Origin of the sequence: Rhodococcus opacus B4, from assembly GCF_000010805.1 — a bacterium.
GTDB lineage: Bacteria > Actinomycetota > Actinomycetes > Mycobacteriales > Mycobacteriaceae > Rhodococcus_F > Rhodococcus_F opacus_C.
Map to the genome: position 1 here is coordinate 1,662,160 of NC_012522.1, position 13,567 is coordinate 1,675,726.

A 13,567-nucleotide genomic window follows, 5' to 3' on the forward strand; every position below is an offset into this window, starting at 1 on the left:
GTACCCGGTGCCTCACGTGGGCCTCCGGTACGCCGTTCGGTCAGCGTCCGCGAATCAGGTCGGCGCACTTCTCGGCCATCGTCATGACCGTGATGTTGGGATTGACGTACGGCAGTTTCGGCATGGCGGACGCGTCCACCACCCGCAGATTGCGGACGCCCTTCACCCGCAATTCCGGGTCGAGGACGGCCATCGGGTCGCCGGCCGCACCCATCCGGGCAGTCCCGGCCGGGTGGTACACGGTGTTGTGCGTCCGGTGCGCGTAATCGATCAGTTCGTCATCGGTCACCGCCTCCGGCCCGGGCGCCAGTTCCCGGGCAATCCAACCGCGGAGCGGTTCCTGCTCGGCGATGCGGCGCGCCAGCCGGAACCCGGCGAGCATCACCGCCTCGTCGTGGCCGTCGGGGTCGGTGAAATACCGCGGATCCACCCGCGGACGGTCCCGGAAGTCGCGGGATCGGAGCCGCACCGTTCCGCGGGACAGTCCCTGCGTGACGTTGGGGGTGAGGCAGAATCCGTTGTCGGTGGTCGGGTAGCCCCAGCGGAGGGTATTCATGTCGAACGGCACGCTGCCGTAGTGCATCATCAGGTCCGGGTGGTTCAGCCCCTCGGTGGTGGTGGCGAACAGTCCGATCTCCCACCACTGAGTCGACGTCGCGACCATCGGCCGGGCCGCGTCCCAGAACACCAGACCCTCGACGTGATCGTCGAGATTCTGGCCGACTCCCGGCGCATCGACCCGAACCCGCACACCCATCTCCCGCAGGTGCACGGTGGGCCCGATCCCCGAGAGCATCAACAGTTTCGGGGTGTCGATGGCCCCGGCGGTGACGATCACCTCGCGGCGCGCCGAGACGGTGTCGTACCCGGTGAGGTCAGGACGCTGAAAGCGCACGCCGGTCGCCGCCATCGCGTCGTCGACGAGGATCTCGCTGACCCAGCAGTCGGTGCGCACGTCCAGGTTCGGGCGGGACCCGAGAATCGGATGCAGGTAGGCGTGCGACGTCGACATCCGGGTGCCGTCCTCGGACGCGTTGATCTGGAACCACCCCGCGCCGTCGAGGACGCTCGTGCCGCGGTTGAACTGCACCGTGGGCAACCCGACCTTCGCCGCCGACTCGAGCAGGGCCACACCGCAGGGGTCGTCCGGCGGGACGTCGCGGAGCCGCACCGGACCGTCGTGCCCGTGCTGATCGCCGGGGGCGTCGTTGTTCTCCACCCGCGCGACGAGCGGCAGCACATCCTGCGCGCCCCAGCCCGTCGCACCGTCCGCCGCCCAGTCGTCGAGTGTCTCGGCGGGCGGCCAGAACGCGATGCACGAATTGTGCGACGAGCAGCCGCCGAGCACCTTGGCGCGGGCGTGCCGCATGAAGCTGTTGCCCTTCTCCTGCGGCTCGACCGGATAGTCCCAGTCGTACCCGGAGTCCAGCAGGTGCATCCACTGCGACAGCTTGAGGACGTTGCGGTCACCGACGTCGGACGGCCCGGCCTCCACGAGGCAGACGGTCACCGACGGGTCCTCACTGAGTCGCGCGGCGAGCACGCATCCGGCAGTTCCTCCGCCTGCGATCACGTAGTCGAACACGGTGTCCGTCATGGCAGTTCACTCTCCGCCTCGTCCTTCGTCGTCGCCGCGTGCGAGGCGAGACAGCCGATGTGGTTGCGGCCCTTCACCGCGTACCAGAGGAGGCCGAGCCCGAGGATGATGCCGATATAGACGAACGCGCCCCACGTGTTGTACCAGGGAGTGCCGTACACCTCGGGTCGCGGCCACGCGAGATTGAGCGCCATCCCCACACCCCACAGGACGGCGAAGATGTTCACCGGAAGCCCCCACCGGCCCATCGTGAAGTAGCCGCTCTCGGCGAGTTCCTTCGGCGGCCAGTGCCCCTGCAGTCGCTTCTTCAGCAGCGGACCGGTGACCATGAGGTACGCCAGGTAGATCATGATGATCGCGATCGACGTCAGCACCGTGAAGATCTGCGGCTGACCGATGTTGATGACGAGGATGAACGCCGCGAGCAGACCGATCACGATGGCGGGGACCACCGGCGTCTGATGCTTCGGGTTGACGTGGGCCAGCCGCTCCCCGAACGGCAGAGCGTTGTCGCGGGCCATCGCGAACGTGAGCCGGATGGCCGCGGCATGGACCGCGAGCGAACACACCGTCACCGCGACGACGATGCAGACCAGGAAGATCTTGCCGAGCGGACCCCACATCACCTGCTCGACGATGTACTGCAGACCGCCCTCGCTGCTGCCGATCAGCGGATCGTCGAGGTCGGGGGCCGCCATGACGGCGAACACCAGGATCGCCCCGCCGATCACGAAGGACGCGAGGATCGCCCGCAGGATCGCCTTCGGCGCCGTCCGCCGCGGGTCGACGGTTTCCTCGCCGAGCGAACTCGCGGTGTCGAAGCCGTACATCACGTACCCGGACGCGAGGGACGCCACGAGGAAGACGGTCAGATACCCACCGGCCTCCCCGGCACCGTAGCCGTGGGTGGAGAAGAACACGTCCGGGCCGCGGGTGATGTTGGCGGCGAGGATGACGGCGATCAGGACGGCGGCGATCAATTCGACGAACACGCCCGTGCTGTTGATGAGGGCCATCAGCTTGACACCGAAAGCGTTGACCGCCGTGGTGAACGCGATCATGATGGTGCCGAGGATGACGGCGTTGGTCGCGAAGTCGTACTCGCCGCTGCCGTCGCCGACGATCTGGAAGCCGCTCCACAGCCGCGGCAGATTGAGTTGCAGCGCCAGCACGACCGCGGAGAGGGTCACGATCGACGCGGTCAGCATCAGCCAGCCCGACGACCAGCCCACGATCCTGCTGCCGAGCAGCTTGGCCCAGTTGTAGACCGAGCCGGCGACGGGATACTTGGCCGCGAGTTCCATGAAGCACAGCGCGACCGCCATCTGCCCGACGAACACCATCGGCCAGGACCACAGATACGCCGGCCCCGCCGTGCCGAACCCGAAATAGAACAACTGGAACGTGCCGGTGAGAATCGAGATGTAGCTGACTCCCGCCGCGAAACTGGCGAACTTGCCGAGACTGCGGTCCAATTCCTGTTTATAGCCCAGTTCGCCGAGTCCACTGTCCCCCGGCTCGTCTCCGTCACCCACTGCTCCGTGCCGAGTAGCCATGGTTCACTCGCCTCGCCTCTCCGTGCTCCGGACTAGCCGTTGTCGAACCACCCCGCCGCCGTGGGCGAGGTGTTGTGCCAGATGTGTTTGGTCTCCTGGTATTCCGCCAGACCGGCGGGGCCGAGTTCGCGCCCGTTCCCCGACATCTTGAACCCGCCCCACTCGGCGGCCGCGGTGTAGTAACCGAAGTCGTTGAGCCACACCGTTCCGTGGCGCAGACCGCGCACCATGCGCTCGCCCCGGGCACTGTCGGCGGTCCGGACGCCTGCGGCGAGTCCGTACTCGGTGTCGTTGCCCAGCCGCAGCGCCTCCTCTTCCGTGGTGAAACGCTCGACCGTGAGGATCGGCCCGAACGTCTCCTCCTGCACGATCCGCATGGTGCGGTCGCAGTGGTCGAAGATGGTGGGCAGGTAGAAACTTCCGTTCGCCAGCGCGGGATCAGAGGGCCGGGCTCCCCCGGTCACCAGCCGGGCGCCCTCGGAGCGTCCGAGTTCCACGTATCTCTCCACCTTCTCCCGGTGGGCCTCGGACACCAGCGGGCCCGTTCGGCTCGCCGGGTCGAGTCCGTTGCCCATCCGGATCTTCTCCGCCCGTGCAGCGAGCGCGGCGACGAACCGATCGGCGATGGATTCCTCGATGATCAGCCGGGTTCCCGCCGAGCACACCTGACCGGAGTGCAGGAACACTCCCGTGAGCACCTGGTCGACGGAGTCGTCTCCGTCCGCGTCGGCGAAGACGATGTGCGGATTCTTGCCACCGAGTTCCACGGCCACCTTGGTGACGTTCTCTGCCGCGGTCTGGAGGATGACGCGTCCGGTGGCCAGCCCGCCGGTGAAGGAGACGAAGTCGACGTCGGGTGTTCCCGTGAGTGCGGCGCCCAGGACGGCGCCGCTACCCTGCACGAGGTTCACCACCCCGGCCGGGACACCGGCTTCGGCGATCAGCGTGGTGAAGGCGATGGTGCTGAGGGGGGTCACCTCGCTCGGTTTGAGGACCATCGTGCACCCGGCCGCGAGGGCGGGCGCCACCTTCCACGAGATCTGCAGCAGCGGGTAGTTCCACGGCGCGATGAGCACGCACACACCGATCGGTTCGCGCACCACCCGGCTGATCACGTCGGGACGGCCGACGTCCACCAGACGGTCCGCTTCGACCGCGGCGAGTTGCGCGTAATACCGGAACACCGACACCACGTCGTCGATGTCGATCCTGCTCTCCTCCAGAGTTTTTCCGGTGTCGAGCGTCTCGATGCGCGCCAGCGTCTCCTTGTCGCGTTCGAGCAGATCGGCGATCCGCGCGACGATCGCGGTGCGCTCGGCGACGGGCGTGTGCGGCCAGGTGCCCTCGTCGAACGCCGCACGGGCCGCGGCGACAGCGCGGGTGGCGTCGTCCGGGGAGGCCTCGTCGACGGTGGCGACCAACGACCCGTCGGCCGGATTGATGCAGTCCCGGGTCTCGCCGGAGCTGGAGCGGATCCACCGTCCGTCGACGAACAGCCCCGTGTTCAGAAGGTCATCGATCGACTGGTCCCGCATCACTCAACTCCGTGTCTCGCCGGAACGAACGCACCCCCTCCACGGTATGCCGTCGGAGTCGCGGTGGGCGGGGTTCGATCACACATGTCCGATTCCGGGTGTCCCGCAAAACAGGGCGTTCGGTAGTCGGACGCACGTTCGCTACGCGGCTGCGATAGCGTGGTCAGCCGAACTCGTCGCCCCTTCCCGCACAAACGCACACCAAGACAGCACACCAAGAAACGGAGCACCCGTGGTCGCGATCGGCACGTCGGATCTGGACATCTTTCCCCTGGCCCTCGGTGGCAACACCTTCGGCTGGACCAGTGACGAACCGGCGTCGTTCGACATCCTCGACGCGTTCGCCGCGGGCGGCGGCAACTTCGTCGACACGGCGGACTCGTACTCGGCGTTCGCCGACGGCAACTCCGGCGGCGAGTCCGAGACCGTCCTCGGAAACTGGATGGCCTCCCGCCACAACCGGGACCACATCGTGATCGCCACCAAGGTCAGCCAGCACCCGGAGTTCAAGGGCCTGGCCCCCGCCAACGTGCGGGCAGCGGCGGAGGCGTCCCTGAAGCGGCTGCAGACCGACTACATCGACGTGTACTACGCGCACTTCGACGACGCCGACACTCCCCTCGTCGACACGCTCGGCGCATTCGACAAACTGGTCCGAGACGGACTCGTCCGGCACGTCGCCATCTCCAACTACTCGCCCGAACGCATCCGCGAGTGGCTGTCGCTGACGGCCGAGCACGGTTTCGCCGCGCCGATCGCGCTCCAGCCGCACTACAACCTGGTGCACCGCCACGACTACGAACCCGAGGTGGCCGCGCTCGCGACCGAGAACGGACTGGGTGTCTTCCCGTACTACTCACTCGCCGCGGGTTTCCTCGCGGGCAAGTACCGCACCCGGGCCGACCTGGACGGTCAGCCCCGCCAGCGGATGGCGACCCGCTACTTCTCCGACTCCGGTCTCGCCGTCGTCGACGCCCTCGCCGAGATCGCCGACGCGCACTCGGCGGAGATCTCCACCATCGCCCTCGCGTGGCTGCTGACCCGGCCCGGCATCACCGCACCGATCGCGAGTGCGAGCCGCCTCGAACAGCTTCCCGCGCTGCTCGACGCCCCGACGGTGACGCTGACCGCGTCCGAGATCAGCCGGCTCACGACGCTCTCGGACGCGATCGGGGCCTGACCTCAGCCGACCAGCTTGCTCCGTAGCCGGTCGACCGTCGCCGAACTCAGACCCAGCCCGTCGGTGAGGTAGCGGTCGACCGTGCCGTACTGCTCCGTGAGCCGGCCGAGCCCGGCCTCGAGGTAGCTGCGGTCGACGCCAAGCAGCGGCTGATAGATCTTCGCCACCGCCTCGCCGCGGCTGGCGGCGATCTGGTCGTACGTGACCTTCATCGACGCGGCGGTGTATTCGTTGGTGAGCAGATAGTCGTCGAAGATGGTGTCCTGCGAAACCCCGGCGATGGACAGCAGCAGTGCGGACGCCCAGCCGGTGCGATCCTTGCCCGCGGTGCAGTGGAAGATCTGCGGTCCGTCGGTGTCGGCCAGTGATGTCAGGAGTTGCGCGAACCCGGCCCGGGTCGCCGCGTCGTCGACGAAGCTGCGGTTCATCTGCTGCATGAACGCGACGGCGTCGGCGGGCGACTTCAACTGTGCGACAGCGGCACCCAGGTCACCCGACAGGATCGGGATGCCGAGATACCGCGGTCCGGCGGGGAGCCGGTCGGGCTTCGCGGCCACCTCTTCGACGGTCCGCACGTCGTACACCGCGGTCAGCCCGAGCCCGGTGAGGACGGCGAGATCCTGATCGTTCGGGACCAGTGCGTTCGAACGGTAGAACAGTCCTCGCGTGACGTGTCCCCCGCGGGCGGTCGCGTACCCCCGGCCCGATCCGCCGACGTCGCGGAAGTTGTCGACCGACGCCAGTCGCGGCGTCTCGACGACCGGGCCCGCGCTCCCGAAATCGGACGAACCGAAATCCGGGAGGCTGATTCCGGGCAGCGAGAACGGGTCCGCCGAAGCGAGCGCCGGCGCGCCGAGACCCGCGAACAGGACGCTGCCGGTGATCAGCACCGCGGCGGTGGAAGTGACACGTCGAGACATGGGAAGCCTTTCGATGGTCTGTCGGAGAGATCCGCCCGTCCGGCATGTCCGGAACGTCAGCGGGTAACCCACATCACAGTGGTCCGGCGTTTCCCGTGGCTACGAGTTGTTCCGATCACCGGGAGAACCCGTTTCCCACGGGGGCCGCCCACAGCAGACTCGGGCCGTCGGCAGGCGAGGTGCCCGGCGAACGGAACTTTTCGAGGACGAGGATGTGAGCTGAGATGACCGAGACCGCACAGCAACTGGCGGGGAAGGTTGTGATCGTGACCGGGGCGGCGCGGGGGCTGGGAGCAGCCTTCGCGCAGCGCATCGTCGACGAGGGCGGCAGCGTCGTGGTCGGCGACGTTCTTGACGACGACGGCCGCGCGACGGTCGACCAGCTCGGTGACCGGGCTCGATACTGCCACCTCGACGTCACCGACCCGCAGCAGTGGCAGGCCGCGGTCGACGTGGCGACGAGCGACTTCGGACGCGTCGACGGCCTCGTCAACAACGCGGGCATCTCCACCGGCCAGTACATCGAGCACGAACCGCTCGAGCACTTCCAGACGGTCCTCGACATCAACCTGACGGGCGTGTTCAACGGCCTGCAGGCCGTGATCGGCCCGATGCGCGCCGCCGGCGGCGGATCGATCGTCAACATCTCCTCGGCCGCGGGGCTGATGGGACTCGCCCTGACCGCCGGCTACGGCGCGTCCAAGTGGGGCGTGCGCGGGCTCACGAAGATCGCCGCCGTGGAACTGGGCACCGACCGGATCCGCGTCAACTCCGTCCACCCCGGCATGACGTACACCCCGATGACCGCGGGCCTCGGAATCGAGCAGGGCGAGGGCAACTACCCGAACACCCCCATGGCGAGGGTCGGAGTACCCGACGAGATCGCCGGCGCCGTCGGGTTCCTGCTGTCCGACGCGTCCACGTACGTCACCGGAGCGGAACTCGCCGTCGACGGCGGCTGGACCGCCGGACCGACCGTGAAATACGTCATGGGCCAATGACATCGAATTCGACAGCCACACGAGGAGCACAGACGATGAATCGATTCGACAACCGGCGGATCCTGGTGACCGGCGCTGCGTCGGGTATCGGCCAGGCCACCGCCCTCCGCCTGCTCGAGGAAGGCGGCACCGTCGTCGCGGCCGACGTGTCCGAGGACGGTCTCGCGCGGACCACGGAACTCGCCGAAGCGGCAGGCACGGCGGGGCGCCTCAGCGTCGCCGCCATCGACATCGGCGACGAGACGTCCGTCGTCGACGGTGTGCAGCGCAGCGTCGAGAACCTGGGCGGACTGGACGTGCTCGTGAACGCCGCGGGCATCCTCCGCGCCTCACACACCCATGAGACGTCACTGGACCTGTGGAATCAGGTGATCGGGATCAACCTCACCGGCACCTTCCTCATGGTTCGCGAATGCCTGCCCGCACTGCTGCGGAACGAGCGCAGCGTGGTCGTCAACTTCAGTTCCACGTCCGCCGCGTTCGCGCACCCCTACATGGCCGCATACGCCGCGAGCAAGGGCGGCATCCAGTCGTTCACCCACGCGCTGGCACTCGAATACGGCAAGCAGGGTCTGCGCGCCGTCGGTGTCGCCCCCGGCAGCATCAAGACCGGAATCACCGACGCCACGTCCGGATACGTGCCTTCCGACGCCGATTGGGGCCTGTTCGCCAAGCTGTCGCCCATCCTTCCCACCACCCTGGAATCGGGTGGCGCGGCCATGGGCGGACCCGAGCAGGTCGCCGGAGTCGTCGCCATGCTCGCCTCCGACGACGGCGCATTCGTCACCGGAACCGAGATCCGCATCGACGGCGGCACCCACGCCTGACCCGGCAAACCGTGCGTCAGCGACGGCGGCGGCACGTACGTTGGACTCATGAGTCTCCCCACTCCTGCCGCCGATCGCACCGCGCTCGTCACCGGAGCCTCGTCCGGGATCGGCACGGCCCTCAGCCGTGAACTCAGCCGCCGCGGCCACCAGGTCGTGCTCGTCGCCCGGCGGGCCGAGAAGTTGGAGGAACTGGCCACCGAACTGCGGGCCGCGGGCGGTCGGGCGCACGTGCTGGGCGCCGATCTCTCCGACCGCTCGGCCCGGGCGACCCTGCTCGACCGGGTCGGCGAACTCGGACTGACCCTGGACATCCTCGTCAACAACGCCGGCCTGTCCACGCTCGGCCCGGTCGCCGCGTCCGACCCGGACGCCGAGATGAACATGATCGAGGTCGACGTGACGGCCGTCGCCGACCTGTGCAGCCGCGCCCTGCCAGGCATGGTGCAACGGCGCCGGGGAGCGATCCTCAACGTCGCGTCCACGGCCGCGTTCCAGCCGCTGCCCGGGCAAGCTGCCTACGCCGCAGGCAAGGCCTTCGTCCTTTCCTACACCGAGAGCCTCACCGGCGAGCTGAAGGGCACCGGCGTCACGGCGACCGCCCTCTGCCCCGGACCCGTCGACACCGGATTCGGCGAGACAGCCGGCTTCGCGAAGGAGGACGCCGAAGCCGCACTGCCCAGCTTCATGTGGGAGAGCCCCGAATCCGTGGCCAGGACCGGAATCGACGGCCTCGACAAGGGGCACATGATCGCCATCCCCGGCCTCGCGAATCGCGCCGCTTCCGTGTTCGCCCACCTCGCGCCGAACAAACTCCTCGTCCCCGTCCTGGCCAGCCGCCATCCCGGTTTGCGGACGTAAGTATCGGCCACCGGTTTACTGTGGCCTGGTGGAGATGACTACCGCTACTCGCCGATTCGCACAGTTCACCGCGACCGTGGCCGTCGCCGCCGCCGCCCTTCTCGGGAGCGCCGGTGTGGCCGCCGCCGACGAATGGCCGCCGGTACCCACCGAGCCCAGCCCGGTCGCGCCGTTCGACAACCAGAACTTCCTCACCCCCACCGATCTCGACTATTGGAATCCGCTCGTCAGCGCAAATCGGATCACCTCGCCGTTCGGAACCGCCAACCGCATCGTCTGCACCGGATTCCACGGCGTGCTGCTCGACTGCTGGCAAGCCGATCAGAACGGTCAACCACACAAACTCGTCAAGTTGTCCATGGACTTCCCCGGATCGCTCGGCGCCACCCTCCCCGGCGGAGGTCCCGGACACTTCGTCTACCCGGGCTTCATTCCGGGTATCTGAACCGGACTACAAAGGTTCGCCCTCGACCCGTCCTGCGGGCAGCGTGCGGCCGCAGATCATCAGTGCGAGATCCTCGCCCGTTCCCCGTAATTCGGCGCCCGACCCGTACGACCACTCGAGGTCCGTCGCCCGCAGGCCGCGTCCCTCGATGTCGATGCCGAAATTCGAGTGCCCACCGCCCGCCGTGAGATCGTTGAGGACGACGCGCATCGTCTCCTCCGGCACTCGTCCCGAAACGCCGAGCGGCACGGTGGCGTCGAGACCGTGGATCACCACATGGTTGAGCGCGCCGTGATAGCCGCCGCCCGGCGGAGTCCACCGGCGCATGATGTCCGAGCGCAGGTTGGCGACGAGTTCCGCCGTCGCCAATTCGGCGTCACTACGGGCTATCTCGTTGGACAGCCGGGTGAAATCGAACGCGCACTCGCGCAGACGCGCCATGAACTGATCCTCCGGGTAGCGCGCCGCCATGGTGACATGCGCGACCACTTCACGAATCCGCCAGCCCTCGCACAGCGAAGGCGTGTCCCATTCCGCATCCGAAATCCCGTCGAGGAGATCGGCCAGGGCCGAGAACTCGTTCGCAACCGCCCACTGCAGATCGCCGTCACCGGTCATCGCACCCAGCCCCCACATCTTTCTCGACGAGAGTTCCCACGCCCACCGTAGACCGAATCCCCCGAGTATTGCCTTGGTCGAACATGATTGATATGGTCGAACATACATTCGAATGACCTTGGGGGAGGTTGTTGTGGGGGAAGTGATGGCGGCGGATCTGGATGAGTTGCGTGCGTTCACGGCGCGGCTGCGATGCGTCGAGGCGGGTGGGGACGCCGGGTTGGGGATCGAGTGGCTCGATGCGATCGAGTCGTTGAAGTCGGTCGGGTGTGCGGTGCAGGCGGTGATCACCGACGGGGTCGCGACGAGTATTCGTGCGGATCGGAGGGCTCGGGGGTTGCCGCGATCCGAGTGGGGCCGCGGGATTGCGTCGCAGATTGCGTTGGCGCGCAGGGAATCCCCGAACCGTGGCGGCCGGCATCTCGGTTTCGCGCAGGCTCTGGTGCACGAGATGCCCCATACCCTCGCCCTGTTGCGGTCGGGCCGGTTGAACGAATGGCGCGCCACGTTGCTGGTACGCGAAACGGCGTGCCTGTCGGCCGCGGATCGGGGAAACGTGGACCGCCGGTTGTGTTCGGACCCGGCCACTCTCGACGGGGTCGGGGACCGCGGTCTGATCGCGCAGGCGAAAGCGTTGGCGGTGGAACTCGACGCCGCGTCCGTGGTGCGGCGGCATCGGAAGGCGGTGTCCGACCGTCGGGTCACGACCCGTCCGGCGCCGGATTCCATGGCGTATCTGAGCGTGCTGATGCCGGTCGAGCAGGCGGTGTGTTTGCAGGCGACGCTCGGCCGGGATGCGGACAGCCTGATCGCCACCGGCAACAGTGGTGGTCGCACCCGCAGTCAGCTGATGGTGGACCTGTTGTTCGAACGCGGCACCGGAGTATCAGTGGCGTCGGGTGTGCCGGTGGCGGTGAACCTCGTGCTCTCGGACGAGACACTCCTGGCGGGCGGGCACGAGGCCGCGCAGCTGCAGGGGTTCGGGCCGGTGCCGGCGGGGATCGCGCGGCGACTGGTGGCGGACGCCGTTGATGGTGACGTGGAGACGTCGTTGCGGCGGGTGTATTCGTGCCCGCAGTCGGGGGCGTTGACGGCGATGGAATCGCCGTCGCGCACGTTCCCGAAGAGCCTGAGACAGCTGATCGACCTGCGGGACCGCACGTGCCGCACCCCGTGGTGTGATGCGCCGATCCGGCATCACGACCACATTCGCTCCCGCCGAGAATCCGGTGCCACGACGGTGGACAACGGGTCCGGGCTGTGCGAGGCGTGCAACTACGCGAAGGAAGGCGACGGATGGACCGCCCGACCGGTACACAACCCCGGCGGCACCCACCTCATCGACCTGGGCACCCCGACCGGGCACCACTACCGCTCGGCCGCGCCGCCGCTCCCGGACCCGGCGCATCTGCGCGCGTCATGAGGTGGTGGGGGTTACCCTCTCGGTCACCGGGGTGATCCGCAACAGCACACGTGGCTTCTGCCGACGCGCGAGGACGCGTTCGACGAACATGACGATCCGGTATTCCAGTCCGTACGCGTCCCGGATCGTGCCGGCCATCCTTCGGCTGATGGACTCGTCGGTGACGATCTCGGCCACTGCGGCAACCGGGTCGACCCCAGCGTCCACCTTTCCTCGCCGAGAGCACGGGCGAAGTTCGACGCTCCCGTTGTTGCGTAGCCGCTTCACCTTTCCACTTTCCTCCGGAGTGGTGACGATGAGAGCGTCGCCGTCACGCGCGATCCACACCGGCGTCGACACGGGCTCCCCGGACCGGCGGAACGTGGTGAGGGAGACGAACGATTCGTCTCCCAGCGCAGTGAATGTCACTTGTTTCCACCCGACCAGGCTGTGAGTTCGGCGATGTCTCCGTACAGCGCCGACTGGTAGGTGAGCATCAGCTCCTCCACCCCGCCGAACTGATCGCCGACGTGATGGGTGTTCTCCGCCGACAGCTCACGGTCGCCGGAACGTGAGATGAGTTCGTCGATGCGGCTGTCGAGGCTCATCGCCCGGTTGACTGCCAGCACGGACCGCAGCTGCACCTCGGCTCGGGACAGCAGGTCGCCGATTCGTGCGAGTGCGGCGACGCGGTCGACCAGTTGATCCCATACCGGCTTCAGCGCGTTCTGCCGGGCCTCGACCTGTTGACGGGCCGTGTCGGAATGGGTGGCGCGCAGCGCTTCGTCGAGTTCGATTCGGATTCCGCGCAGCGCAACGGTGTCGACGGCGATCTGCGTCAGCTCTTCGGCGAGGTCGAGTTGGTAACGCTGGACCGCGAAGTGCTCCGAGTGCCACACCTCGGAACCGTCGATCCTGTCGTAGAGCATCCCCGCAAGGTAGAGGAGGGTGTCGTACGAGTCGGCGAATCTGTCGTTGTCGAGATCGGCACCTCTGCCGATGGCGTCGGCGACGCGTCGTCCGACCGCGGCCATCGGGGTGTTCTCGGCCACCTGGCCGAGGCGTTCCGCTGCGGTGCCGCGGGCATAGTTGCCGGCCCGTTCGAGAGCGGTGCCCGCGATCGGCGCCGGCGTGCGTTGCAGTGCCCGGAACAGTGCCTCACGCTGTTCGAGATCCAGGTGAACACCCTCGCGTCGATCCCGGCGCATGGCCCGGACTCCGTTGCCGTAGTGCGCCGGCGACATCACCACCGCGGACCGATACGACTGCACCTTGCGGCCCAGTTCGGTGGCACGGTATTTGAACAGCAGTTGCGCCGGTCCGGGACGCAGGCTGGCGGCGCGGCGCGCCACCTGGGTGTACTCGTCCGTCAGCAGGCGCAGCGCCCCGAAGCCGCCGATCGACGGGATCGTGCGCCCCGCGCGACGTCGGTTCGTGAGTGTCTGCCGAGTGGGGGCGTCGAGACTCCCGGCGGCGATCAGCACGGCGGCGGCGTCCGACAGCGGGGCGTGTGTGCCCGTGATCATGGACCGTTCGCACCAGTTGCGGACCTGGAAGGAGATGTGGGCACGACGCTCCTCGTACTGGGCGCTTTCCGACATCGGGACCTCCTGGCAACCGGCTGA

13 protein-coding genes are annotated in these 13,567 nt (G+C 67.9%); 6 read left to right on the forward strand and 7 right to left on the reverse strand.

What is annotated here, in order from left to right; all coding sequences use genetic code 11:
* Positions 1 to 40: 40 nt before the first annotated feature.
* Genes ROP_RS07700 through ROP_RS07710 form a run of 3 tightly spaced genes read right to left on the reverse strand, consistent with a single transcriptional unit; the run spans position 41 to position 4,688 of the window.
* Positions 41 to 1,597 carry a GMC family oxidoreductase gene (locus ROP_RS07700; RefSeq protein ID WP_012688774.1) on the reverse strand — a complete coding sequence of 519 codons (1,557 nt, stop codon included), beginning with the start codon at positions 1,595 to 1,597 and terminating at the stop codon, positions 41 to 43.
* Positions 1,594 to 3,153: an APC family permease gene (locus tag ROP_RS07705; RefSeq protein WP_012688775.1), complete on the reverse strand. Its 1,560-nt coding sequence runs from the start codon at positions 3,151 to 3,153 to the stop codon at positions 1,594 to 1,596. Before ROP_RS07705 ends, ROP_RS07700 begins: the two co-directional genes overlap by 4 nt.
* Positions 3,154 to 3,185: 32 nt before the next feature.
* Positions 3,186 to 4,688: an aldehyde dehydrogenase family protein gene (locus ROP_RS07710; protein WP_050785045.1), complete on the reverse strand. Its 1,503-nt coding sequence runs from the start codon at positions 4,686 to 4,688 to the stop codon at positions 3,186 to 3,188.
* A gap of 232 nt (positions 4,689 to 4,920) precedes the next feature.
* On the opposite strand from ROP_RS07710, the gene ROP_RS07715 reads away from it, so the two are divergent.
* Complete coding sequence (locus tag ROP_RS07715; protein WP_012688777.1) at positions 4,921 to 5,868, forward strand: aldo/keto reductase; 948 nt, start codon at positions 4,921 to 4,923, stop codon at positions 5,866 to 5,868.
* 2 nt (positions 5,869 to 5,870) lie between these two features.
* Here ROP_RS07715 and ROP_RS07720 read toward each other — a convergent pair whose 3' ends face one another.
* The gene (locus ROP_RS07720) at positions 5,871 to 6,788 is read right to left on the reverse strand and encodes a tyrosine-protein phosphatase (RefSeq protein WP_043824388.1); all 918 of its coding nucleotides are present in this window, start codon (positions 6,786 to 6,788) and stop codon (positions 5,871 to 5,873) included.
* Between the two features lie 224 nt (positions 6,789 to 7,012).
* Here ROP_RS07720 and ROP_RS07725 point away from each other — a divergent pair, with 224 nt between their 5' ends.
* The 4 genes from ROP_RS07725 to ROP_RS07740 are packed head-to-tail and all read left to right on the forward strand — an operon-like array spanning position 7,013 to position 9,922.
* Positions 7,013 to 7,789, forward strand: coding sequence for an SDR family oxidoreductase (locus tag ROP_RS07725; protein ID WP_012688779.1), 777 nt, complete (start codon positions 7,013 to 7,015; stop codon positions 7,787 to 7,789).
* A 35-nt stretch (positions 7,790 to 7,824) separates the two neighbouring features.
* Positions 7,825 to 8,616 carry an SDR family NAD(P)-dependent oxidoreductase gene (locus ROP_RS07730; protein WP_012688780.1) on the forward strand — a complete coding sequence of 264 codons (792 nt, stop codon included), beginning with the start codon at positions 7,825 to 7,827 and terminating at the stop codon, positions 8,614 to 8,616.
* A gap of 48 nt (positions 8,617 to 8,664) precedes the next feature.
* Positions 8,665 to 9,477, forward strand: a complete 813-nt coding sequence (locus ROP_RS07735) for an SDR family NAD(P)-dependent oxidoreductase (RefSeq protein WP_012688781.1) — start codon at positions 8,665 to 8,667, stop codon at positions 9,475 to 9,477.
* A gap of 34 nt (positions 9,478 to 9,511) precedes the next feature.
* Positions 9,512 to 9,922 (forward strand): hypothetical protein, encoded by a 411-nt coding sequence (locus ROP_RS07740; RefSeq protein ID WP_012688782.1) that lies wholly within the window; start codon positions 9,512 to 9,514, stop codon positions 9,920 to 9,922.
* Between the two features lie 6 nt (positions 9,923 to 9,928).
* On the opposite strand, the gene ROP_RS07745 is transcribed toward ROP_RS07740, so the two are convergent.
* Complete coding sequence (locus ROP_RS07745; RefSeq protein ID WP_012688783.1) at positions 9,929 to 10,540, reverse strand: maleylpyruvate isomerase family mycothiol-dependent enzyme; 612 nt, start codon at positions 10,538 to 10,540, stop codon at positions 9,929 to 9,931.
* A gap of 112 nt (positions 10,541 to 10,652) precedes the next feature.
* On the opposite strand from ROP_RS07745, the gene ROP_RS07750 reads away from it, so the two are divergent.
* The gene (locus ROP_RS07750) at positions 10,653 to 11,963 is read left to right on the forward strand and encodes an HNH endonuclease (RefSeq protein ID WP_012688784.1); all 1,311 of its coding nucleotides are present in this window, start codon (positions 10,653 to 10,655) and stop codon (positions 11,961 to 11,963) included.
* Here ROP_RS07750 and ROP_RS07755 read toward each other — a convergent pair.
* Both ROP_RS07755 and ROP_RS07760 read right to left on the reverse strand, forming a co-directional pair.
* On the reverse strand, positions 11,958 to 12,371 hold the full coding sequence (locus ROP_RS07755; protein WP_012688785.1) for a PPOX class F420-dependent oxidoreductase: 414 nt from the start codon (positions 12,369 to 12,371) through the stop codon (positions 11,958 to 11,960). The two genes, ROP_RS07750 and ROP_RS07755, sit on opposite strands and share 6 nt — an antisense overlap.
* A complete protein-coding gene (locus ROP_RS07760) occupies positions 12,368 to 13,543 on the reverse strand; it encodes a hypothetical protein (protein WP_012688786.1) in 1,176 nt (391 codons plus the stop codon). Before ROP_RS07760 ends, ROP_RS07755 begins: the two co-directional genes overlap by 4 nt.
* Positions 13,544 to 13,567 lie beyond the last annotated feature (24 nt).